Genomic DNA, 24,370 nt, shown 5'->3' on the forward strand with positions numbered 1-24,370 from the left:
CAGGTGAAAGAGAGACTTGATGCTTTAACACCAGAAGTAATCTTCTCGATTGTAGGGCGACGGTCTATTTTAGATGCCTTATCTGTAGCTGAACTTTAGAGAATTGGTATAATTTCAATCGATAAAAGGGATAAAGGTCTTGCCCTCATCCCCTCCCGACTTTAATTGAGGAGAAACGTGCCTTCTGAGATTGCGATAGCACGTTTCTCGTACCATTTCAGCAAATGTGTCGGGCTGAAATGGCGTTTCTAGCTCAGCACTAGCGCAATGCTAGAGGTGAATTGAGCGTTAGATCCAGGTCGGTGTTGGGATCGATCGAAATCAACGTGGCGCGATCGCGACCTAAGAAGAAGTTGAGCAACGCACCAGCACCCACACCACCCAGGACTTCCTCGGTGGCGATCGCGCGATCGCCTGTCACACCAGCCACAGCTGCTGCTGCACCCGCACCTAAAGCAGCGCCCGTAATGACTTCACGCACGCTAGCCCCTCGGCGGATCACTTCAGTTGTCGTAACAACTTGAGAAGTAGCATCCATCGCCAGACGAGAACCGTTGGTTAAGACCAGTTCTTCAGCGTAGAACTGTGCCCCATCCCCAGCAATTCGCACCTCACCGATCACTTGGCTATTAGCTGGAATCAACACCGTACCGTCAGCCGAAATGATATCTCGGTCAACTAGCAGTGTCACCGGAACGGGATCTGGCTCCTCTGGCGAGACATAAATTTTGTCAGCATCCCCGTAGCCCACTGGGATCACTGTACCAGAGGGAATCCTGACAGCAGGCTGTACGACTGGAGTTTGACCCACGATGTAGGGCGAAGAAACCGCAACTGCGTCGCCTGAACTCACCAACGCCTGATAGATAAACGCCGCCACCTCTGCACGAGTTGCGGGTCGGTTAGGGTTTAGCACCTGAGTATTGGGGTAGTTCACCACAATTTGCTCTTGAGTTGCAGCAGCAATGCTGGTTTGAGCGTATTCAGGAATGCTACTGCTATCGCTGTAGATTTGCAGGGCACTGCCGACAGAACCGTTGGCCGTATAGCCCAAACCATTCGCCAAGGAAACCAACACCTGTGCCCTGGGAATGTTTTGGTTGGGGTTGAACACATTACCGGGATAACCCGTCAAAAAGCCAATGGTATAGGCTTCCTGAATCGCTTCATAAGCCCAGTAATTACTGGGAACATCGACAAAGTTCACAGAATTGCGAACTTGAGCTTGATCAAAAGCCTTACGCACCATTGCGGCAAACTGAGCGCGAGTAACCGGATCATCGGGACGGAAACTGCCATCAGGAAAACCACTAATAATTTCTCGTCTGGCTAGCTCTTGAATGAAGGGTGCTGCCCAGTAGCTTGACTGGACATCAAAAAAGCTAGTTTGTGCTTGCACAGGAGCTTGAATTACCAAGGGTGCAGCGGCTCCCGCGGTCAGGCTAAGTGCTGTTAATAAGGCGGTACCAGATCGCCAAGAATTGAAACTAGACATGGGAGAGCGTTCTCCAAAAAATGCTGAACTGGATGAATTAATAGACCCTACAGAGGTATAAAAAGTTCCTCAGTTGGTTCAATCAAGAAAAGCTCTTAATTCTGTTCAAAAAGTGAATAGAAGGTTGTTATTACGCGTTTTTTGGCAATCGCCACTCGTGCTAACTTTCTTTTTCTCTCAATATCTCATCAGGAGGCTGTTACAAGATTTACAACGGTGACGACGAAATCTGCGTAAATTAGTTGCCCCTAAGAATCCCGAACATCCTAAAGATTTGTTGCAGTAACGGTGAATTCCTGGAGATATGGCTAGTTACATTTGAACCAGAACTGAGGAATAATTTGACAGCTCTAGAGTCATATTCCCAACCCCCCTTACCTTCTCCAGGAAAAATTTTCAGAAAGATAGTTTGTATCCGATTAAATTCTTTGGAACCTTCTTCATCCTAGTGAGAAAAAAGTTATGCAGTTTCCGTAAAACTGCTCATTCATGCTGAAGTACTAGAAACCTAAGAACGAGTTTAGATAAGTCATGAAGATTCTCAGGTTTCACCAGTCTTCACCAGCGATTTATCTTCGTCTACAGATAGGATTGTCGTGACTACAACAGGCGGGAAAAGTAGACCTATTTTAATGATTAAGAAAGACTAAAAGTTCAGGTTTTGATGAGATATATAGGTATCTACGAAGCCCTCCAAACCACCGTACTGTCGCCATCGGGAGTGTTATGATTCTCGACATCGATCGCCTTCAAGCTCTGCGAGACTGCTGTGCGGATGAAGCTGCATTCATCCGGCTACAGAAGGTTTTGGCGATCGCCCAATCCAGCCGTAGCTTTGGGCATCGGCTTGCCTCAACAGATCTTGCTATTGTCCCAACAGATCTTGTTCCGACAGATATCCCTGCTCATTCCAGCTGTCACAACCAGTCGCGATCACGAGGTTCTCGCCTCCTTCAAGGGGTAGCAGAAGCTACCAGCCAGTTGTTAATGGGAGATGACTACTGTGAAGCGATTACTAGAGCATTAGCAATTTTAGGCAAAACGACAGGGGTCGATCGCGTCCATATTTTTACCATTCAGCCTCACCCAGAAACGGGAGAGCCTGTCGCCAATCAAAAGCTGGAATGGGTACGAGAGTCAATTACAGCCCACATTCATGACCCCGCCTTCCAGAGCTTTTCGTTTTCTAGCCCCAGCGCAACGGAATGGTATCGGGCGATCGCCGCTGGAAAAATTGTCAGTGGGGTGACGCGAGAGATGCCTCCCGAAGAGCAGGAATGCTTAGTAGCCCAGGGCATTCTAGCGATTTTGGTCGTCCCCATTCGGATCAATAGCGAACTGTGGGGCTTTATTGGCTTCGATGATTGTCAGAGCGAACGCCAATGGTCTGAGGACGAAAAAGCTGCACTATCGATGGTGGCAGCTAGCATTGGTGGGGCGATCGCTCGCCAACAGGTTGAAGCAGCTTTGCGGCAGAGCGAATCCAGGCTCAAACAGATTGCGGCAAACGTTCCTGGCATGATTTACCAGTTTCTCTGCCGTGCCGACGGCAGTCGTCGGGTGCTTTATGCCAGTTCTGGTTGTCAGGAGTTACTAGAACTAGATCCGGAGGCAGTCCAGGCAGATTTTTCGCTGATTGCTGACCTTTGTCATCCAGCCGATCGAGCCAATTTTGAGCAGGCGCTCGCTGATTCAGCTGCCGCTTTGGAACCCTGGAACTGGGAAGGACGCATCATCACGCCGTCCGGCAAACTGAAGTGGATTCAAGGATTTTCTCGCCCAGAGCGGCAAGACAACGGCGACCTGCTGTGGGATGGAGTTCTGGTCGATATTACCGATCGCAAACAGGCTGAGCAAGACCTGCGCGACAGCGAAGCTCGCTACCGGGCAATGTTAGACGCTAGCCCCGACCTGATGTTTCGCCTCAGCCGAAACGGTCGATATCTTGACTTCAAGGGCAATGCAATGTCGGCTGATGTACCCCGTGAAGCGATCGTCGGACGCTACTTGCATGACGTGCTCCCCGCTGACGTGGCGGATATGTTTTGGCGTGAAATTCAACAAACTCTAGCATCAGGTGAACTGCGAACCTGTGAATATTCCCTCCCAGAAGAATCAGGGCTTCATGCTTACGAGGCTCGCATTGTAGTTAGTGGGCAGGATGAAGTTCTTACAGTGGTGCAGGATGTCACCGATCGTAAGCGGGTCGAAAAAGAACTGCGCGACAGCGAAGATCGACTCCAAAGCTTCTTCAATGCCACTTTTGAAACCGTCATCATTCACGATTTCAACAAAATTATTGACGTTAACCCTGCCACTGAACAACTGCTGGGCTACTCTGCCGCCGAGATGATTGGCATGTCCGTGATGGATCTGGTTGCACCCAGTTACCAGGAAGCGGTAAAACGCACCTGGCAATCGCTCACCTCACCCAATCAGCCCTACGAATATGAAGCGATGGGTGTTAGAAAAGATGGCACCCACTTCTTCGCTGCTGTTTGCGTTAAAGCAATTCAGTATAAGGGGCAAACAATGCGAGTTGCAGGGGTTCGCAATATTACAGAGAGGAAGCGTACCGAGGCAGCCATTCGCCAAAGTGAGGCCAGAAACCGGGCACTGGTTAATGCAATTCCCGATTTGATGTTTAGAATCAGCCGAGACGGCACCTACCTGGACTGTAAAGCAGAAAGAGACGGAGATGTTTTGTTGCCGCCCAGCCAACTGATCGGGAAAACGGTGTATGAAGTGCTGCCGCCCGATCTGGCTGAGCAGCGGATGTACTATGTTGAGCAAGCGCTGAAAACAGGTGAGATTCAACTTTTTGAATATCAGTTGCGCCTCAGCAACAACCGCGCTAACCAGCTCTACCGACAAATGACTTCAGAGCAAATTGCGCCGTCTGAGATCTTTTACATACGGGACTATGAAGCGCGGGTGGTGGTCAGCGGTGAGGATGAAGTGCTGGCGATCGTACGTGACATCACAGAACGCAAGTGTTCAGAACATCAGCTACGGGCTTCGGCAGAGCGCGATCGCCTTTTAGGAGAAATCGCACTTCGCATTCGCCAATCCCTTGACCTAAACGAAATTCTCAACACAGCAGCCGTAGAAGTACGACATCTGCTGAAAGCTGACCGAGTTTCAATCAGCCATTACAACAAAGCTGGGATCAGCATCGTCGTTGCTGAATCGGTCGCTGAAAACGTTCTGCCTACTTTAGGCTCGGTGACAGACAGCTCCATTTACGAGGAAGTCCGAGACATTTTTGAGCGCGATCGCATCTACATCCTCAACGACACGGAACAAGCTAAATCTCCTCCATACCTGAAGGAATACTACAAGCAATATCAGATCAGAGCTGGAATTGCCGTCCCCATCATGCCAGACGGTCGATTTTTTGGTTCACTCGTGGTCAATCAATGCTCCAATCCTCGCGAATGGCAACCCTTTGAAGCTGACCTGATGGACCGCCTAGCTACCCAGGTGACAATCGCCATCCAGCAGTCCCAGCTTTATCAGCAGGTGCAGTCCCTCAACGCTGGATTGGAACAGCAGGTTGAGGAACGCACTGCCCAGCTTCAGCAAAAGATGCAGGAATTGCAACAACTCAATCAGCTTAAAGACGAATTTCTCAATGCCTTCTCTCATGACCTGCGTACACCAATTATGGGCGTGTCGCTGGTACTGAAGAATTTGCTGAATCAGTCTGGAGAGATCATTCCCATCACTCGCTCAATTGTGACCCGAATGCTGCAAAGCAGCGAACACCAGCTTCAACTGATCAATTCTTTGCTGCAAGCCCATGCAGGTGAAACCCAAGGTGTTGTTCTACACTGCGAACTGCTGCAACTGGGGCTCCTGACGCAGGTCATTCTAGAAGAACTGGAACCACTGGTGCTAAAAAATCAAGCCACACTAAAAAACTTGGTGCCGCCAGACTTGCCGCTCGTCACGGCTGACCCTCTGCAGCTACGACGAGTGTTCGAGAACTTGATTACCAATGCGCTTAACCACAATCCTCCAGGGGTAGACCTGACCGTCAGCGCCACCGTTGAAGAGGAAATGATTCGGTTTAACTTTCAAGACAATGGCGTTGGCATGAGTCAGGAAGTCAGCGATCGCCTCTTCGAGCGCTATGTTCGGGGTCCAAAATCACGTCATTCCACCGGCATTGGTTTGGGACTTTATCTCAGCCGCCAGATTATTACCGCTCACGGCGGTCAAATTGGGGTTCACAGCGCTCCCAATGTTGGCTCTACTTTTTGGCTGACACTGCCACTAGCCATTTCCTCAGCCGCTCAGTCCAACCTGCAAGAGGGTTAAAGCAAATTTACTCGTCAGCAACAACGCGATCGCGTCCTAAAGCCTTGGCTTTATAGAGGGCTGCATCCGCATCCGCAATCAAGGCTTCGTAGTTTGTATCACTACAGCTACTCGCAAAGGCAACTCCCATGCTCAACGTCACAATCTGACTGGGCGAGTAGGAATGGGGAATAGACAGAGCCTTGACCTCCGCCCGTATTAGCTCAGCTAGTTGCACTGCTCCCTCAATCGGAGTACTGGGTAAGATCACCGCAAACTCTTCGCCTCCATAACGAGCAACCAAATCAGTCGCGCGCTTGGGGGTATTTTCAAGCACTTTAGCGATTTGCTGAAGACAGCGATCGCCTGCCTGGTGCCCATAGGTATCGTTGTAAGCTTTGAAAAAATCAACATCACAAAGAATCAGGGAGAGGGGCGATCGCTCTTTCACCATGCATTTCCATTCCTGACCCAAATACTCGTCAAATCGACGACGGTTGGCTACCTGCGTCAAGTTGTCGATCGAAATTAACCGCTGCAATGCCTGGTTCGCCGCCTCTAACTTACGCTGAAGTTGAGTCTGATGAATTAACCGCCGTACTCGCTGACGTAAGACCGCCCAGTGAATTGGCTTCGTTACAAAATCTGCCGCACCCGCTGCAAAGGCTTGATCAACCGATTCTCGATCTTCCAGCCCCGTAATCATCAGCACAGGGGTGCGGGCACCACCTGGCAGGCGTTGCAGATGCATACAGCAGCCAAAGCCATCCATTTCTGGCATCAGCGCGTCTAACAAAACAATATCGGGATGTAGACAGGTATATGCGGTCAAACCCTCTATGCCGTTTTGCGCCTCAGCAACCTTATATCCTTCCTGTTCTAAAAAACGACGCAGCCGCAGTCGAATCACCGCATCGTCATCGACCAAGAGAATCAACGGTTTATCCTGTTCGCCGACCGCAGAATCTACAAAATTCATATCTCCTTGAAAAGAGGGTTGCTGCATCTACTTACAGAACTTCACGACAGAACAGGTTTGGGATTCCCTATCTCCCACTCCCAAAGTACCCAGGTCAGTTCCTCAAGAAACACGACGCGGCAATACAAGAACGTGCCTCACATTGCACGCAAGGCACGTTCTATGAACATCAATAACTCCGATTAGACACTCACAGCTGAGGGTTGAGGGCTGAAGGTTTTTAAGATGCTCTCAGCGATTTGAGGTGGAGTTAATCCTAAAGCCGCTAGGGATTCTTCCGGCTTAGCATGATCGACCAGCGTATCTGGCACACCAATGCGTTTAATTGGCACTGTTACATCCTGATCGAGCAAGGCTTCTGCAACGGCAGAGCCGAAGCCGCCCATCAAACATCCCTCCTCAAGGGTGACAACGCGCCCAATCTGCTTCGCTAACGGAACGATCAGTTCAGTATCAAGCGGTTTCACAAAGCGGGCGTTGATTACTGTTGCTTCAATCCCGTGTTCGCTCAAGATTTCAGCAGTCTGCATAGCTGGGTAAACCATCGTGCCGTAGCCGATTAGCAAAACGTCATCGCCCTGGCGCAAAATTTCTCCTTTGCCAATGGGTAACGGTTCCCAGCCTTCTTCCATTAGGGGAACACCGTGACCATTGCCCCGAGGATAGCGCATGGCGATCGCCCCCTCTGTATAGTTAACGCCTGTCACCACCATTCGCTGAAGCTCAGCCTCATCCTTGGGAGCCATCAGTACCATGTTAGGAATGCAGCGCAGATAGGCAATGTCATATAGCCCTTGATGGGTTGGGCCGTCTGCACCCACAATGCCTGCCCGGTCTAAGCAAAAGAACACAGGCAGCTTTTGAATACAGACATCATGAACAATCTGGTCGTAGCCACGCTGCAAAAAGGTTGAGTAGATCGCCGCAACAGGACGCATTCCTTCACAAGCAAGTCCTGCTGCTAGCGTCACTGCATGTTGTTCGGCAATTCCCACGTCAATATATTGCTTGGGCAATTTTGCTTGCAGCTTATCTAGCCCAGTCCCCGTTGCCATTGCTGCCGTGATGCCAATGATTTTGGGGTTATTCTCAGCAAGTTTAACCAGCGTATGGGAAAACACCTTGGCGTAGCTGGGAGGCTTGGGTTTACTAGCAGGAAGAGCCTTTCCGGTTGCCAGGTTGAATGGCGACTGAGCATGGTAGCCTACCTGATCTTGCTCGGCGATCGCATACCCTTTCCCTTTTACCGTGGCTACATGCACCAGCACGGGTCCCGGATGTTGGTGAGCCTGCTGGAAGGTTGAAATCAACTCTTGCAAATTATGACCATCAACCGGACCCATGTAGGTAAAGCCCAGTTCCTCAAACACTGCACCGACTTTAGGAACAGCTAGCCGCTTCATCCCTTCCTTGATTCGGTTTAGCTCTGGGGAAAGAGAGTCACCCACGAAGGGCAGATGCTTAAACTGCTCCTCCAAGTTATCAGCCAAAAACTGCACCGGAGGGCTAAGTCGCATTTTGTTGAGATAGCGAGGAATCGCGCCCACATTAGGCGAAATTGACATCTCATTGTCATTCAGCACGACCAGCAAATTGGTGTTGGGCAAATGTCCAGCATGGTTAATCGCTTCCAGGGCCATTCCCCCTGTCAAAGCACCATCTCCAATCACCGCTGCGACCTTGAAGTCTTCCCCTTTTGCGTCCCGTGCTAGCGCCATCCCTAATGCCGCAGAAATACTGGTAGAGGCGTGACCTGCACCAAAATGGTCAAATTTACTTTCGCAGCGCTTTAAATAGCCTGCAATGCCGTCCTTTTGCCGCAGCGTGTGAAAACGGTCATAGCGTCCGGTAATCAGCTTGTGAGGATAAGCTTGATGCCCAACATCCCAGGTTACCTTGTCTCGGTCAAGATCTAGAGTTTGATACAAAGCCAGAGTCAACTCCACCACACCCAAGCCAGGACCAAGATGACCGCCACTGGTAGCCACTGTTTGCAAGTGCTTTTCTCGAATCTGGCGGGCAATTTGCTTAAGTTGATGAATCGACAGACCATGCAACTGGTTGGGATGAGTCAATTCACTCAGATGCATACGGATTATACCTTTTAAGTTTTTAACGGTGCTTATTGCTTATCTCACTCTAATCCAATCTAGGGTTGTGATTAGCACTACTTTTCGGGGCTAACAGTATTTCTTATCTTTGGTAGTTGACATACCCATCTCCAAAGAGCAGAAAATATCCCGTACACCACAGCATTGTAGGACTGTAAGGCAAAAGTCTTGATATATGTATCGTTTATATAATGAGAGCGGCATTCTTGATATTTATCCAAGTGAGCAAGACATAATTGAGCCGGGAATGCTGATAATTAATGACTGATCTTAATCTGAATCTCGCGATCGCTTATGCAAGTCGCTCCATTGCCAGAAAATGAAGCTTTAAGGTTGCAAGCACTTAACCGATGTGAAGTTCTTGATACTCCTCCTGAGGCTGCTTTTGACGACTTGACTCGGCTGGCCGCCCAGATCTGCCAAACTCCCGTCGCGTTGGTTAGTTTAGTCGATGCTAAGCGACAGTGGTTTAAGTCAAAAGTTGGGCTGGACGCATCAGAAACCCCACGAAATGTTGCCTTTTGTGCTCATACGGTGCTTCAGCCCGAAGCCTTGCTGATTGTACCTAATGCTCTGGCAGATCCACGATTTGCTAACAATCCTCTAGTGACTGCAGATCCACATATTCGGTTTTATGCGGGTGCGCCGTTAGTCACGCCCGATGGTTTCACATTAGGCTCACTTTGTGTCATTGACTTTGTGCCGCGAAACTTAAGCCTTGAGCAACAAGAAACTCTGCGAGTTTTAGCACGTCAAGTTGTCACTCAGTTGGAACTGCGCCATAACCTGAAAACTGTAGAAAAAGCCCTGAAACAGCGACAGCAGGCAGAAGATAGCCTCCAGCACCAAATCCATCGGGCCTTGCTACTGAAGAAAATCACCGAGGAAATTCGCCAAAGTTTGGACATTCAGCAGATTTTTCAAACTACAGCAACACAAATTGGTCAAGCATTTGAAGTAAACCACTGCGTAATCCGCACTTACATTGCTGCACCAGTGCCCAAAGCTCCTTGCGTAGCTGAATATTTAGAAGCTGAATATCAGTCAGTTCTAAAGTTGGAAATTCCTGCTGTTGACAATCCCTACATGCAGGGTTTGCTAGCTCGTGATCAGGCGATCGCCTTCCCTAATGTCTACGCAGAACCACTTCTATCTCCTGCACTCGCAATCTATCATCAAGCTCACTTAAAGTCGCTGCTAGCAGTCCGCACCTCATATAACAACGAGCCAAACGGAATCATCGAGCTACATCAGTGCGATCACTTCCGCGAATGGACAGATGATGAAATCGAGCTACTAGAAGCTGTCGCTGCCCAAGTTGGGATCGCACTCACGCAGGCTCACCTATTAGAGCAGGAAAAGCTTCAGCGCCAAGAACTAGCGCTTAAGAACTTCGCTCTAGAACGAGCAAAACGAGAAGCCGAAGCCGCAAATCGGGCAAAAAGCGAATTTTTGGCAAACATGAGCCACGAAATTCGCACCCCTATGAATGCAGTCATTGGTATGACCGGGTTGCTGTTGGACACTCCGCTTGACCCGCAGCAGCAAGACTTCGTTGAAACCATTCGCACCAGCGGCGATGCTTTGCTCACTATCATCAACGACATTTTGGATTTTTCTAAAATCGAATCTGGCAAATTCGATTTAGAACGCCAACCCTTCAGCTTGCGTGAATGCATCGAAGAATCCCTTGACTTACTGGCACCTAAAGCTGCCGAAAAAGGTCTGGAATTGGGCTACCTGATCGAGCCTCAAACCCCTCAATTCATTGTGGGAGATGTCACCCGACTGCGCCAAATTCTAGTCAACCTGATCAGCAACGCCGTCAAATTTACAAGTTCAGGTGAGGTAATCGTCTCCGTCGAGTCAATTCAAAAATCGGCAGACAAAAAACTAGATAACGAGTTTTGCCCGGTTTACAAGATTCAATTTGCAGTCAAAGATACGGGCATTGGAATTCCGGCAGACCGCATGGATCGGTTGTTTAAGTCGTTTAGCCAGGTAGACTCGTCTACTAATCGTCGCTATGGAGGGACCGGACTAGGACTTGCCATTAGCAAAAATTTGAGTGAGATGATGGGCGGCAGAATGTGGGTTGAGAGCCAGGTCGGTCAAGGTTCCACCTTCTATTTCACGATCCTAACTCAGGTAGCGCCTAACTTTGAAACGGGCGATCGCTCCCTTCATGCAGACTACCTCGTCGGAAAGCGGCTTTTGATCGTCGATGACAACGCCACCAACCGCCAAATTCTCACCCTTCAAGCTCAGGCATGGGGCATGTCTAGTCGCGCTGCTGCCTCTGGCGCAGAGGCTTTAAGTTGGCTAACACAGCCCGATTTGTTTGACATCGCCATTCTCGACATGCAGATGCCCAACATGGACGGGCTAACCCTAGCCACCGCGATTCGTAGGCAACCCGGTTACCTGCGTTTGCCGCTCGTCATGCTAACCTCGATGGTCAACCTGGAACGAGATGCCCATGCAACAACCATCGCCAGCTTCAAGGCATTGCTTCACAAACCTGTTAAGCAAGCTCAACTTCATGATGTTTTAGTTCGCATTCTGGGTAGACAACCGATTCAGATGCAGCCATCTCAACCTGCTACTAGCCCAACTGAATTACCCCTATTTCAACAGTTGCCGCTGAAGATCCTCTTAGCAGAAGATAACGTTGTCAACCAAAAAGTTGTTTTGCACCTCCTCCAACGCATCGGGTATCGAGCTGATGTCGTTTGCAATGGACGGGAAGTGCTTGAGTCGCTACATCGTCAAGCCTATGATGTCGTATTGATGGACGTGCAGATGCCAGAAATGGACGGCATCGCCACAACTCGCCAGATCTGTCAGGACTGGCAACCTGCAAATCGTCCGCGCATTATTGCGATGACAGCAGGAGCAATGACGGGCGATCGCGAAGAATGCCTCATCGCAGGCATGGATGACTATCTCAGCAAACCAATTCGGATCGAGAAATTAGTCCAAGCGCTAAAAAAATGCCAACCGCTCTCCAGAAACGAACTATCACCAGCCATTGACCTCAAAGTTTTACAAGAGCTGCAGGCGATCGGGCGAGAACAAAATCGGGACGTCCTGTTTGAAATCATTGACATCTACCTGGAAGATGCACCTCGCCTACTGCGGGCTATGCGCGAAGCAGGAACTGCTGATCTCCCTAGTGCCTTGCAGCAAGCTGCTCACACCTTGAAGTCAACCAGTGCTGCCGTCGGAGCCACCCACCTGGCGGATATCTGCCAAAGACTAGAACGCTGGACGATGGAACATCCTGATCAAATCAACAAAACAAGCATCAGCGAAGCCGAAATCCAGGAAAAGCTGACTAGTCTTGAAGCGGAGTATCAGAGAGTTAAAACGACCCTAGAGCTACATCGTCAGCAGCTTCAGCAGCCCGTATAGCTGTAGAACAGGGTTTACAAAAGCTAGAGAAAAAATGAGGAAGAAATTTTTGCCCTGGCTTCACTTTTTGATTGAGTTGGCTTGATTGAATCGCTCTAGAAATCACAGTAACAAGCTGCAAGAATCACTCAAGCTTTGGGCAATCTATAGGCAATCATATATAAACTGAAATTGAGACTCTAGAAGTTTTTGTAAAAAACCAGGTATAAAGGGGGGAAGTTATGCATTCCCTTCTCGCAAGCCACTCAATTTCTCCATCTTGTTCAATTGCCCAGAGTAGGTTTCGGCTTTGGTTCAACCAAATCTGAGGCATCCTGAAACTCTTTCACTGAGAAGTAGTTTATGACAGAAGCACAGCGTCCGCTCACCCCTCCTCCTGCTCATCGGGTTCCCCCTCCCCCGCCCCCGAGACAGGCTGCGCCCCATGCATCTGCCGGAGCTACGCAGGTGCCTTCTCAAACTTTGGGGACCCCTACAGCTACTTCGGTGAACACCGCTCCTATGACCCACGAGGCTACTGCACCGGCTGTGAAACCGCCGCCACCGCCAGCAGGACATCGACCTGCTGCACCCCCTCCAGTGCAGAGTTCGCGGGTTAATAAAGTCACGCCTGGTTCGCCTACCTTGGCGCAGCTTGTCAAAGAAGCCTTTGATAAAGGATTTTCTGATATCCATGCAGGTGTGGGTGAGGTTCCTCGCTTCCGCAACCGGGGTGAAATGGACCTTACGGATTACCCTGTTACGGATGAGTCAACCTTTTTCAGTTGGCTTAAAGAAATCCTGTCGGACATGGAAATCAAGCGGTTTAAGGAAACGCTTGACTTTGACGGAGCGGCTCAATACGACTTTGCCAGGGTACGGGTAAACTTGTTCGATTCGCTCAGGGGTCCGGCGCTGGTTATGCGTTTGATTCCGCTGAAAATCCTGACCATTGAGCAGTTGAATCTGCCCCTGGTATTTAAAGACATTTGTCACTATCACAAAGGCTTAGTGTTAGTGACAGGTCCAACGGGTTCTGGTAAGTCCACAACGATGGCAGCAATGGTGGACTACATCAATAAGGAGATGCCCAAAAACATCATCACGATTGAGGACCCAATCGAGTATGTCCACCAGAGCCGCAAAGCTTTGATCAAACAGCGGGAAGTCGGAATTCACACGCTCGAATTTGACCGGGCACTGAAGTCTTCTTTGCGGGAAGACCCAGATGTGATTCTGATTGGTGAAATGCGAGACAAGGAAACGGTGAACACGGCACTTAAAGCAGCCCAAACCGGACACTTGGTTATGGGAACGCTGCACACCAACAGTGCCGTGAAGACGATTGAGCGGATTCTAAGCCTGTATGAGCCAGATCAGCAGGCTCCCATGCGGGTGGCGATCGCCGAATCTCTGGTTGCTGTCATCGCTCAAGGTCTATGTCGCACCACGGACGGCAAACGGGCTGCTTTCCACGACATCATGATCAACACGGACGCAATTAAAGATTACATTCGGCGTGGGGAAATTGACGAAGTTGAAGCAATTATTCCCAGATGTACCTTTGACGGCATGTGTACAATGAACCAATCGCTCTACAAGCTATACGAAGCAGGGCGGATCACTGAAGAAACGGCTCTGGAAATGTCGCCTAAACCCAATGAAATGGCACAAATCTTGCGCGGTCGCGTTTAGGGAGTTATGAGTTGTGAGTTGTGAGTCATGAGTTACAGTTCCGATTCAGCACTCAAAACTCAGAACCCAGGTCTCTTTAAGGGAATTGCTTTATTTACGCCAGGTGGGGATTTGGTGTATTGCATCGATCCCCACAAGCAGAGCCGTTGGCATCTGCAACTTTGTTCAGTATTGCAGGAGATGCTGGGGTTGGTTGAGCCTCCCCATTTTTTGTTGCCCTGCTACACAGCAACCATTGACCGTTGGCTTGACCCTAAAACACAGCAAATTCAAATCTCTGCAGAGGCTTGTCCCCGAGTTTTATCCCATCAAGCATTGCTTAATGCGATTTTTGCAATGGAAGATTTAGTTTGGGAGGCAGATCCTCGGCAGGAAGAACTCTGTGACCCGCTTGTTTTAGCTAGCTATCGCCAACAATTTCCCCAGCTTTGGGAGGAGCATGATCTGGTCGTTCGGCTTCAAGCAGAACCTCACTCCTACTCACTCGAAAGCAGACACACAGCGCTTTCCTGGTCACCTCAAAAATTAGATCCGCCTTCCCAAGGCTACGTGTTGCGGTTGTTTATTGCAGGACATAATTCCGCTACAGAACGTATTCTGCAAAATCTGCATCAGCTCTTAGAAAAATCTCTTCAGCAACCCTACACGCTGAAAGTTGTTGACATCTACAAGCACCCTGAGCAGGCAGAAGCAGATCAAGTTGCGGCTACTCCAACCCTGGTTAAGGTTTGGCCGAAGCCAGTTCGACGTATTGCCGGAAACTTAGAGGACGCGGCTAAAATTCTGCAAATGCTCTCTACTTCTTGAGCTTGAGTTTGTAATACCGTTTCTACACAAGGCTGCACATTTTGAAAGGTACGCGGGGCACTTTTCAAAATATGCAGCCTTAAAGGGAATCAGTACAAGGTTTAAAGACGCAATGAATCGGGTCTTCGCAAGAGAGAAAAGCGATCGCCTTTTACCTTTCGCCTAGATTCAGCACCCATTCTCGCAATAGCGTATTTACCTGGTCGGGCACCTCATCATGGGGGCAATGTCCAGCCTGTAGGTAATGCTCCATCAGTTGCGGGTAGTACTGCCGAAATTGAGCGCCTCGATCTCTAGCATTCATCCACGGATCACCTTCACCCCAGAGCAGTAGCAGTGGGCAGGTCAGTTGATTCAGCAAAACATCAATTTTTTCGCCACGAGGTGACTTGAACACTGAGGCAAAGACTTTTGCAGCCCCCGAATCGCAAGAAGGACGGTAAATATCTTCAACAAGCTGGTCCGTGATGGCGCTTTTATCCAAATAAACGCTTTCCAAAGTTCGACGAATTACCCAGCGCTGTCGGACATACTGAAACAACAAGAAGCTGGGTAGTGGCTGGAGCAGAAAGGATTGGATCAGCGTGCCCATTGTTTGCCTGAAAGGGTCAGGCTTGGAGGTAAGCTGCATTTCGGTAAATGGGCCGGCGCTGTTAAGCAGGACTAGTCCAACAGCTGATTCAGGGCGTTGTGCAGCAACACATAGGGCTGAGTAGCCACCAAGAGAGTTGCCAGCCAGCACCGCAGGTTGACCAATCACGTTGGTGATAAAGTCGTGCAGTTGGTCACGCCAGAGGTCACCGCTATACTGCCAGTCAGGTTTGGCGGAGCGTCCGAAGCCTAGTAGGTCAATCGCCCAGACTTCAAAATCACGGCTTAGCCCCTCGATATTTTTGCGCCAGTGGTCGGTGGAGGCACCAAACCCATGAATTAGCAACAGGGGTGGTCTTTGAGGATGGCGATCGCCACTTCGCACGTAGTAAATAGGCTGTTCTCGCCACTGCCAATAGGCTCCTATTTGGGTTTCGGTCGATGTTTGCATAAGCTAGGCGTACTTTAGAAAAATGCGATTCTGAGAATTAGTGTGAAGCAATATAAATGATCCTAGTTGATCCTATCGCAGCGCTGAAATCCCACCGATTGCAGATAGTAATTTGGCTCATAAAACAGCATATTTGAACACAATGGGTGAAATTTCAATTGAGTCTCTTCATGGCAGCCTTAGAACGCTCTAAAGTTACTAAAGCTCGGCGCAGAGCGCGTTTGTTTGAACGCATCATGGCGGCGATCGCGCTGTTAAATTTTGCGCTGGTGCTGTTTGATTACAGCTACATTCCATTAAGAGACTTTTATCTGAGGCAAATTCCGCCGATTACCCTTTGGAGCGATCGCCAGATCAACTCTTCACGGTTTATTGACTGGTACGGTCATCAGTTCAAAGGAATTGAGCCAAACCGCACTACCGAAGCTTATCTGGCTGCCGTGGATGAGCTAGAGCGGCAGGTACGCCAGCAAAGAGAACAGTCTATTTCATCGCCACAGATGCGGCCTATTCTGTCGGAGTTGCAGAGCCGCAGTGAAGCCATGGTTGACGAAGATCCGTTTGAAATTGCCAACAAGTCAGGCACTCTGGAACGAATCAAGGAGCGGATGCGAAGGCACGTTGAAGACCAGACTGGACAGGAAATCGAATCTTCAAAACAAGCATTTACTATCTTCTGGAGTCCTGAATATCTTGCTAGAAACGGCTTTGCTCGACAGATGGGCTTTTTCGACGAGCGTATTGAGCCGCTGATTCAAAGCAACTACTATCGCAGCATCGGGTTTAACGGCAGACCCACCGATGAATTTATCAAAATCGATATCTGGTTTATTGCCCTGTTTGGGATCGAGTTTCTAGCTAGAACCTGGTACCTCAGCCGCCGCTACAAAGGCACCAGTTGGTTAGATACAATGCTATGGCGCTGGTATGACGTGCTTCTGCTGCTGCCGTTTTGGCGCTTCCTGCGAATTATTCCTTTAACTACGCGGATCAATCAATCTAACCTGATTAACCTTGATCCACTACGCGATCGCATTATTCGAGGAATTATCGCTAACTATGCGGTCGAGTTGACTGAAATCGTCGTGATTCGCGTAATTGAGCAACTTCAAAATCTGATTCGCCAGGGAGATATTGCTCGAACGCTGCTCAAGCCGGAAGTAGGTCCACGTTACATCAACCTGAACGAGGTCGATGAAGTTACCCTGATTTCCAGGCGGCTATCTTCAACTTTGGTTTGCCAGGTTTTGCCTAAAGTCAGACCGGATGTTGAAGCTTTGTTGCACCACAACGCCAGCAAAGCTTTACAAGAGTTGCCGCTGTATGAAGGAGTCAAGCACTTGCCTGGAATTGGCGATCTCCCCGACCAACTGACCCGGCAGGTGATTGCTCAGCTTTATCAAACTGTGTACGGGGCGATCGCTGATTCACTACAGGAAGACCCAGCTGGGTCAGCCCTGACTCAAACCTTGATCGACAACACCGTCAAAGCTTTTAGAGCTGAAATTCAAAAAGGGCACACCTTAGAGGAAATTGAAGCTCTGGTAGCTGTCTGGCTGGATGAAGTCAAGATCAACTACGTTCAACGGATTGCCGAAGAAGATGTAGAGAAGCTGCGCGAACAAACTCAGATGCTTTACCAAATTACTCAAACGGGCGGCAGGAAATAAGCCGTCAGAAATGAGCGAGCCACTCAGATCACCTATAGTTCCTTACAGCAGCGTATTCTGACAACTCTGAACTGAATGCGCTAGACTTATCAGTGATGAAGGGCAACCCTGCGTTTCGTCACATTTTGGACATCATTTCGGTGGAAGTGGGCCAGACCCCACTTTTTTTATTGCAACGCAATCCGGTTTGATGAATTACAGGCAACTTTTACCTGTACAGCACTCTAAGAATATCTGTACAGCATCTTGAGAGAAAGATGGCTCATCCTTTAATTCCTAAAATTGTTGATCTAGCAGCCCCAATCGCCGAAGACTTGGGCTTAGAGGTCGTTACGGCTGTTTTTCATACTAATCAACATCCGCCCATTTTGCGGGTAGATATCCGTAATTCTCAGGGCGATGTAAGTTTGGAAAATTGTGAGCAAATGAGTCGAGCGCTAGAAGCGGCCTTAGACGAGGCAAATGTGATTCCTGATGCTTACGTTTTAGAAATTTCCAGCCCTGGAATTCCTCGTAACCTGACGACCGATCGGGAATTCATTTCCTTTAAGGGTTTCCCTGTAGTTGTGACGACAACAGAGCCGCACGAAGGACACAAATCCTGGGTTGGGAAGTTGATTCGGCGCGATGAAGAAGCACTTTATTTAAACAAAAAAGGACGGGCGATCGCTATTCCACGCCACTTGATTGACACAGTGCAGCTAGACGAAAGTCCTTAAATCGTTTTGAGCTTTGTCTTTTAAGTTTCGGGTTCCAAAGTTTAGAACCCAAAACTTAAAACAAGCTAACGGAACCATCACTAAACAAAATACAAAACCGAAAACTCGGAAAGCAGGAGGTTAGTTCTATGTCAATGGTCAGCTTACCCGGACTTCAAGACATGATTGACGGCATCAGCCGTGAGCGCAACTTGCCCAAACACGCGGTTCAAGCTGCCCTGCGAGAAGCCCTACTCAAAGGATATGAGCGCTATCGTCGCACCCACCGCCCCGACAGTGCCAGCTTTGACGAAGAATATTTCAACAATTTTGAAGTCGAATTAGACATTGAGGATGAAGGGTTTCGCGTCCTTGCTGCAAAAACCATTGTGGAAGAAGTGACCACACCTGATCACCAAATTGCTCTTCAGGAAGTGCAAGAAGTCGCAGCAGAAGCGCAACTTGGTGACACTGTTGTACTGGATGTCACACCTGATCAAGGCGAATTTGGGCGCATGGCAGCCATCCAAACGAAACAGGTACTCGCTCAAAAGCTGCGGGATCAGCAGCGCAAGCTCGTTCAAGAGGAATTCCAGGATCTTGAAGGAACCGTTCTACCTCAAGCGCGGGTGCTGCGATTTGAGCGGCAGTCTGTAATCATGGCAGTCAGCAGCGGCTTTGGGCAACCTGAAGTAGAAGCAGAGCTACTCAAACGCGATCAGTTGCCGAACGACAACTATCGCGCAAACGCAGTCTTTAAGGTCTTTCTCAAGCGCGTCTCGGAAGGATCACACCGGGGACCACAGCTTTTGGTATCTAGAGCAGATGCAGGACTTGTCGTTGACCTATTTGCTACCGAAGTTCCCGAGATTGAAGATGAAATTGTGCGGATTGTCGCAGTCGCCCGAGAAGCCAATCCACCCTCTCGTTCCGTTGGACCTCGCACTAAAATTGCGGTAGACACCCTGGAGCGAGATGTTGACCCGGTAGGAGCTTGCATCGGCGCACGGGGTTCACGCATTCAGGTGGTGGTAAATGAGCTGCGCGGCGAAAAGATTGACGTAATTCGTTGGTCGCCTGACCCCGCCACTTATATTGCTAATGCCCTCAGTCCAGCACGAGTAGACGAGGTACGCCTCATTAACCCAGAAGATCGGCAGGCGCATGTGCTAGTTCCAGAAGATCAGTTGAGTCTGGCGATCGGTAAAGAGGGTCAAAACGTGCGTTTGGCAGCTCGCTTGACTGGATGGAAGATTGACATCAAAGATTCAGCCAAGTATGACTATGAAGCGGAAAACCAGAAAATGGCAGCTCTAGCCGAAGAACGCCGTCAAGCTCAGGAAGAGGAGTGGCAGGAAGATGAAGAACTGGAATCAGAATTTGAGTCAGAACTAGAATCGGAATCTGAAAATCTTGACTTGGAAGAGCCAGAATTTGATCCCTCCCCTGAACCCACTACTGTCTCAGCAGACGGATTCGGGGTTGAAGCAGATAATGCAATCAAGCGGCCTCAGGCGGATTTTAGACCATAGATATGCCCGGCCGCTAGGGCTATTCAAAGCATGTGCCTTCATTCACTCATAGATGATCTGGCACAGATGATCCGGGAGTGAGCAAATTTATTTGCATTGATCTGGTAGGGGTTATGTTGCCAAACTATCGCCGCTGCGTGAGCTGCCGCAGGGTTGCACTAAAGTCAGGCTTCTGGCGAATTGTCAGAGTACACCCATCTGGTACGGTAGAATTAGATCAGGGTGAAGGGCGATCAGTTTACCTGTGTCCGCAGGAAAGCTGTTTGCGGACAGCTCAAAAGAAAAACCGACTGGGGCGATCGCTCAAAGCTTGTGTTCCCGAGACAATTTATCAAATATTGTGGCAACGTCTATCAGCTTCCAGTTCCCAGTCCTAGGTGATATCTGCTTTGAGTGCAGTATCAGCAATGTATTGAGTAACATACTGCCCCTAGTAGAGATTCGTTTGGGTAATTACACTGAACTTACAGCTAACTTCAGATGGATTCAATGCGGAGACAGTTGGAGGTAATCTGTAGTAACCGTGTAGCATTAGTATAGCTATGCCTTTTCATTGCTAACGATCTGGTTGGAGGCTGCCACCAGTTTTCTGAAAGTTCAGGCAAGATAGTAAAAGAAGCTGCTTATTTTTCCAGGGCAGCCGTCTGAACTATGGGAGAAAGTTACAAGATATGCCCAAAATCCTTCATCTGTAGGATCATGGAAATAGCAAAATCTGTAGCTTTTCAGGTTAAATGCACGGCTTGAGTAGATTTAGCGTAGTTTCATCAAAAGAGCGGCAGAACATTATGTGACAACAAGTCCGGTACGAAGAGGAAGCGTGGATGAACAACGGCAAAGTGAGAATTTACGAGTTATCAAAGGAATTGAATTTGGACAATAGGGATATTTTGGCAGTTTGCGATCAGCTCAACATTGCGGTCAAAAGCCACAGCAGCACTATTACAGAAGCTGAAGCCGCTCAGATTCGATCCGCTGCCGAGAAGCACACCACCAGTCACTCTTCTGCCAATAAGCCTAATTCGTCGGCTCAGTACAATGGTGGTTCTCAAGCTCGAAAATCTGGCGTGCAGCCACCCGTTAAAAAGCAACAGATTCTTGAAATTCGTCGTCATCGTCCATTAGCGGCTCCTCCCAAGCGAGCAGAAGCGGAAGCTGAGGCACCAATCTCTGATCCGTCCTCATTCGATGACGCAGCAGCGCCGCCCGTTAGCTCTCCTGCACGCCCTGTAAACCGTCTAGCAGGGCCTCCTAGCCGACCACAGCGTTCACAGCCGGATAGTCCTGAAACTGTTGAAACGGCCGCTGTAGTAGAAGAAGCTGAGGTAGAAGAGGATCTGCGCGATCGCATTTCTGAAGAAGTTGAAGTGCCTGAATCTAATGAGCTTAGTATTTTTGCTGAGCCGATCGACGACGTCGTGATATCTCTTGAAGAGGAAGAGGTGCCTGACCTCATTGCGCCTCCATCTAGACCGGCTGCCAAGGTTGCGAGTCCGCCGCAATCTAACCTGACAAATCGACCAACGCTAAAACGGGCTAGAACCGATCAACCTGAGGTTCGCTCATCTGACTCAGCAAGACCTGAGCTTAGAGCCCCCTCTGAGAGAGGAGAACGGGTTGCTCTGAGAGGCGATCGCGGTAGGCAGATTCCAATCACAGAAACTGAAGAACAAGCTGCTCCAAAACCAAAGCCTGTTATCGAACTACGGCGTAAACCGGTTCGTCCTGGTGCGCCTGGATCATCGGATGGCGCTGACGGTACTGAAACGGCCAAAACTGGTACTGAGCCTGTAGCCGGACCGCTAGATGAGCTAAGGCGACCTACTCTGCCTCGTGTTCCCAAAAGGACTAAGGGTTGGGAGGAAGAAGAGGAAGAGCAAGAAACACCAAAAGCGGCAAAAGCAACCAAAGCGAAGCGCCGCGCCCAGCCTGTGCTGGATGAGGATGAAGAAGAACTGGAAGATGTTCTGAACGCAGATGATGAGGACTCTCCTGTACAGGTCAGCTTGTCCTTAGCACGTCCACCTAAGCCAAAAGGCCGTCCAGGACAGGTGAAGCCTGTAGCAGTTTCTAGCCCAACTCAAAAGAGCAAAGGGCGGGAATCTTCTAGAAGCTATCGCCGCGATCGCCGTGAAGAAGCAAAAGTTGAGCGTCCAGAGCATCTAGTTCTGACGGGCAGCTTGACTGTTCACGACTTGGCTGAGGAGCTGGTAGTCCCTGAAACAGAGATTATCAAAGCGCTCTTCTTCAAGGGCATCATCGCCAACATCAACCAGATTCTGGACATTCCCACGGCGACTATGGTGGCAGAGGAAATGGGCGTGACAGTAGAGACTGCTGAGGCAGAGGCTGAGGCGAAGAAAGTCACCGAAATGATCGATGCGACCGACCTGGAAAGCCTCCAGCGCCGTCCTCCTGTGGTCACGATCATGGGACACGTCGACCATGGTAAGACCACTCTGCTTGACTCGATCCGCAAAACCAAAGTGGCTCAGGGCGAAGCAGGCGGCATTACGCAACACATTGGTGCTTACCACGTCGATGTCGAGCATGAGGGCAATACGCAGCAGGTCGTCTTCCTGGATACACCAGGTCACGAGGCGTTTACTGCGATGCGGGCAAGAGGAGCCAGGGTTACAGACATTGCTGTACTGGTCGTCGCTGCAGATGACGGTGTAAGACCTCAAACCATTGAGGCAATCAGTCACGCAAAAGCAGCGGAAGTGCCAATTGTAGTCGCGATCAACAAAGTCGATAAAGAAGAAGCTCAGCCAGACAGGGTGAAGCAGGAGCTAACCGAGTTTGGACTTGTGCCAGAGGAATGGGGTGGTGAAACCATTATGGTTCCAGTGAGCGCGATCAATGGTGAAAACCTGGATACCCTACTGGAAATGCTGTTGCTGGTGTCAGAGGTGGAAGACCTCTATGCCAACCCAGACCGTCCGGCTAGAGGAACAATCATCGAAGCGAACCTGGATAAAGCTAGAGGTCCTGTAGCAACTCTGTTGATTCAGAACGGAACGCTGAAGGTCGGCGATGTCCTGGTGGCAGGTTCTGCCTTTGGTAAAGTCCGCGCCATGATCGACGATCGAGGTAAGCGGGTAGACAGTGCCTCACCTTCCTTTGCTGTGGAAGTATTGGGTTTGAGTGATGTACCTGCTGCGGGTGACGAGTTTGAGGTCTTCCTGGATGAGAAGGAGGCGCGATCGACTGCTTCTAGCCGAACTGACCAACAGCGTCAGTCTCGCTTACAGCAGGCAATGGCATCCCGACGGGTCAGTCTAAATACGCTTTCAGCGAAGGCGCAGGAAGGCGATCTGAAGGAGCTAAACCTGGTCTTGAAGGCAGACGTACAGGGATCAGTCGAGGCCATTTTGGGAGCACTACAGCAGCTTCCTCAGAAAGAGGTTCAGGTGCGGGTGTTGCTCTCTGCTCCGGGTGAAATCACAGAAACAGACGTCGATTTGGCGGCTGCGAGTGATGCGGTGATTGTTGGCTTTAACACGACTCTCGCCAGTGGTTCGAGGCAAGCAGCAGACCGTGCTGGTGTAGATGTACGTGAGTACAACATCATCTATAAGCTGTTGGAAGACATCCAGGGCGCGATGGAAGGTTTGCTAGAGCCAGAAATGGTGGAAGAACCTCTGGGTCAAGTGGAGGTTCGGGCAGTATTCCCAGTGGGTCGTGGTGCAGTTGCAGGCTGTTATGTGCAGTCGGGTAAAGCAATCCGTAACTGTAAGGTGCGGGTTCGTCGCAGCGGCAGTGTTGTCTTTGAGGGCAACTTGGATTCGCTGAAGCGGATGAAGGATGACGCGAAGGAAGTCAATGCTGGCTACGAATGCGGTATTGGCATAGACAACTTCAACGCTTGGGAAGTCGGTGACATTATTGAAACCTACCGTCTGATCTCCAAGCGGCGATCGCTATCTGTCTAACTTTTGCTTATCACAAGCAGAGTTACCAAATTGGGTAGGGTGGGTACATTGCCCACCCTACTTTTTTATGGTTATTTTATTTCGCTGTTACCGAGATACTCTTACCCATGTGAAGCTGAATCAGATCGACTACCGTTTCCAGTCCTTGCCGGATTTTGAGGTTTGTAAACACAAAGGGCTTTTCGCCCCGCATTTTACGGGCATCTCGTTCCATCACCGTGAGATCTGCTCCGACTAGCGGTGCCAAATCGATTTTGTTGATGACTAAGAGATCGGACTTGGTAATTCCTGGACCACCCTTCCGGGGAATTTTGTCGCCAGCGGCAACGTCGATGACGTAAATAGTCAGATCAACCAGTTCTGGACTGAAGGTAGAAGCTAGATTATCTCCCCCACTTTCAACGAAGACTAGATCCAGGTCGCTAAACTGTTGTTCTAGTTGCTCGATCGCCACTAAGTTAATCGAGGCATCTTCCCGAATTGCCGTATGGGGACAGCCACCCGTCTCTACGCCAACGATGCGATCGCGCTCCAACGCCTGACTCCGCACCAAAAACTGCGCGTCCTCCTGGGTATAAATGTCATTGGTAACAACGGCGATGTTGTGGCGATCGCGCATTGTTTTACAGAGCGCATCTACCAGCGCAGTTTTGCCCGATCCGACTGGACCTGCAATTCCTACTCGAAATGTATGCATCCTTTCCCCCTTAT

At 49.6% G+C, this 24,370-nt stretch carries 14 protein-coding genes; 9 read left to right on the plus strand and 5 right to left on the minus strand.

Features of this window, described 5'->3' with window-relative positions; all coding sequences use genetic code 11:
- Positions 1–259: 259 nt before the first annotated feature.
- Positions 260–1,495 (minus strand): S-layer homology domain-containing protein, encoded by a 1,236-nt coding sequence (locus H6G00_RS17295; protein ID WP_190679730.1) that lies wholly within the window; start codon positions 1,493–1,495, stop codon positions 260–262.
- Between the two features lie 726 nt (positions 1,496–2,221).
- Between H6G00_RS17295 and H6G00_RS17300 the strand changes: the two genes are divergently transcribed.
- A complete protein-coding gene (locus tag H6G00_RS17300) occupies positions 2,222–5,818 on the plus strand; it encodes a PAS domain S-box protein (protein ID WP_190797711.1) in 3,597 nt (1,198 codons plus the stop codon).
- Between the two features lie 7 nt (positions 5,819–5,825).
- Here H6G00_RS17300 and H6G00_RS17305 read toward each other — a convergent pair whose 3' ends face one another.
- Positions 5,826–6,776, minus strand: coding sequence for a PleD family two-component system response regulator (locus H6G00_RS17305; protein WP_190641937.1), 951 nt, complete (start codon positions 6,774–6,776; stop codon positions 5,826–5,828).
- Between the two features lie 182 nt (positions 6,777–6,958).
- Complete coding sequence (gene dxs, locus H6G00_RS17310) at positions 6,959–8,866, minus strand: 1-deoxy-D-xylulose-5-phosphate synthase (RefSeq protein ID WP_190797712.1); 1,908 nt, start codon at positions 8,864–8,866, stop codon at positions 6,959–6,961.
- Between the two features lie 315 nt (positions 8,867–9,181).
- Between dxs and H6G00_RS17315 the strand changes: the two genes are divergently transcribed.
- The 3 genes from H6G00_RS17315 (at position 9,182) to H6G00_RS17325 (ending at position 14,782) form a co-directional block, all read left to right on the plus strand.
- Complete coding sequence (locus tag H6G00_RS17315) at positions 9,182–12,301, plus strand: response regulator (RefSeq protein WP_199318552.1); 3,120 nt, start codon at positions 9,182–9,184, stop codon at positions 12,299–12,301.
- A 342-nt stretch (positions 12,302–12,643) separates the two neighbouring features.
- Positions 12,644–13,975 (plus strand): type IV pilus twitching motility protein PilT, encoded by a 1,332-nt coding sequence (locus tag H6G00_RS17320; RefSeq protein WP_190641939.1) that lies wholly within the window; start codon positions 12,644–12,646, stop codon positions 13,973–13,975.
- Between the two features lie 27 nt (positions 13,976–14,002).
- A complete protein-coding gene (locus H6G00_RS17325) occupies positions 14,003–14,782 on the plus strand; it encodes a circadian clock KaiB family protein (protein WP_190797713.1) in 780 nt (259 codons plus the stop codon).
- Between the two features lie 151 nt (positions 14,783–14,933).
- Here the strand turns inward: H6G00_RS17325 and H6G00_RS17330 are convergent, their stop codons facing one another.
- On the minus strand, positions 14,934–15,824 hold the full coding sequence (locus tag H6G00_RS17330; RefSeq protein WP_190797714.1) for an alpha/beta fold hydrolase: 891 nt from the start codon (positions 15,822–15,824) through the stop codon (positions 14,934–14,936).
- 170 nt (positions 15,825–15,994) lie between these two features.
- Here H6G00_RS17330 and H6G00_RS17335 point away from each other — a divergent pair, with 170 nt between their 5' ends.
- The 5 genes from H6G00_RS17335 to infB all read left to right on the plus strand — a co-directional run bounded on the left by H6G00_RS17335 (position 15,995) and on the right by infB (position 23,659).
- Entirely contained in the window at positions 15,995–17,494 is a 1,500-nt protein-coding gene (locus tag H6G00_RS17335; protein WP_190797715.1) for a hypothetical protein, read from the plus strand.
- Between the two features lie 257 nt (positions 17,495–17,751).
- Positions 17,752–18,213, plus strand: a complete 462-nt coding sequence (gene rimP, locus H6G00_RS17340; protein WP_190797716.1) for a ribosome maturation factor RimP — start codon at positions 17,752–17,754, stop codon at positions 18,211–18,213.
- A 128-nt stretch (positions 18,214–18,341) separates the two neighbouring features.
- Positions 18,342–19,724, plus strand: coding sequence for a transcription termination factor NusA (gene nusA / locus H6G00_RS17345; protein WP_190641944.1), 1,383 nt, complete (start codon positions 18,342–18,344; stop codon positions 19,722–19,724).
- A 113-nt stretch (positions 19,725–19,837) separates the two neighbouring features.
- Positions 19,838–20,101 carry a YlxR family protein gene (locus H6G00_RS17350; protein ID WP_190641945.1) on the plus strand — a complete coding sequence of 88 codons (264 nt, stop codon included), beginning with the start codon at positions 19,838–19,840 and terminating at the stop codon, positions 20,099–20,101.
- A 447-nt stretch (positions 20,102–20,548) separates the two neighbouring features.
- The gene (gene infB, locus H6G00_RS17355) at positions 20,549–23,659 is read left to right on the plus strand and encodes a translation initiation factor IF-2 (protein ID WP_190797717.1); all 3,111 of its coding nucleotides are present in this window, start codon (positions 20,549–20,551) and stop codon (positions 23,657–23,659) included.
- A 76-nt stretch (positions 23,660–23,735) separates the two neighbouring features.
- Here infB and ureG read toward each other — a convergent pair whose 3' ends face one another.
- Positions 23,736–24,356: an urease accessory protein UreG gene (gene ureG, locus H6G00_RS17360; RefSeq protein ID WP_190641947.1), complete on the minus strand. Its 621-nt coding sequence runs from the start codon at positions 24,354–24,356 to the stop codon at positions 23,736–23,738.
- Between the last annotated feature and the right edge of the window lie 14 nt (positions 24,357–24,370).

This window comes from Leptolyngbya sp. FACHB-541 (assembly GCF_014695875.1).
In the GTDB taxonomy this organism is placed as follows: Bacteria; Cyanobacteriota; Cyanobacteriia; order Elainellales; family Elainellaceae; genus JAAUTN01.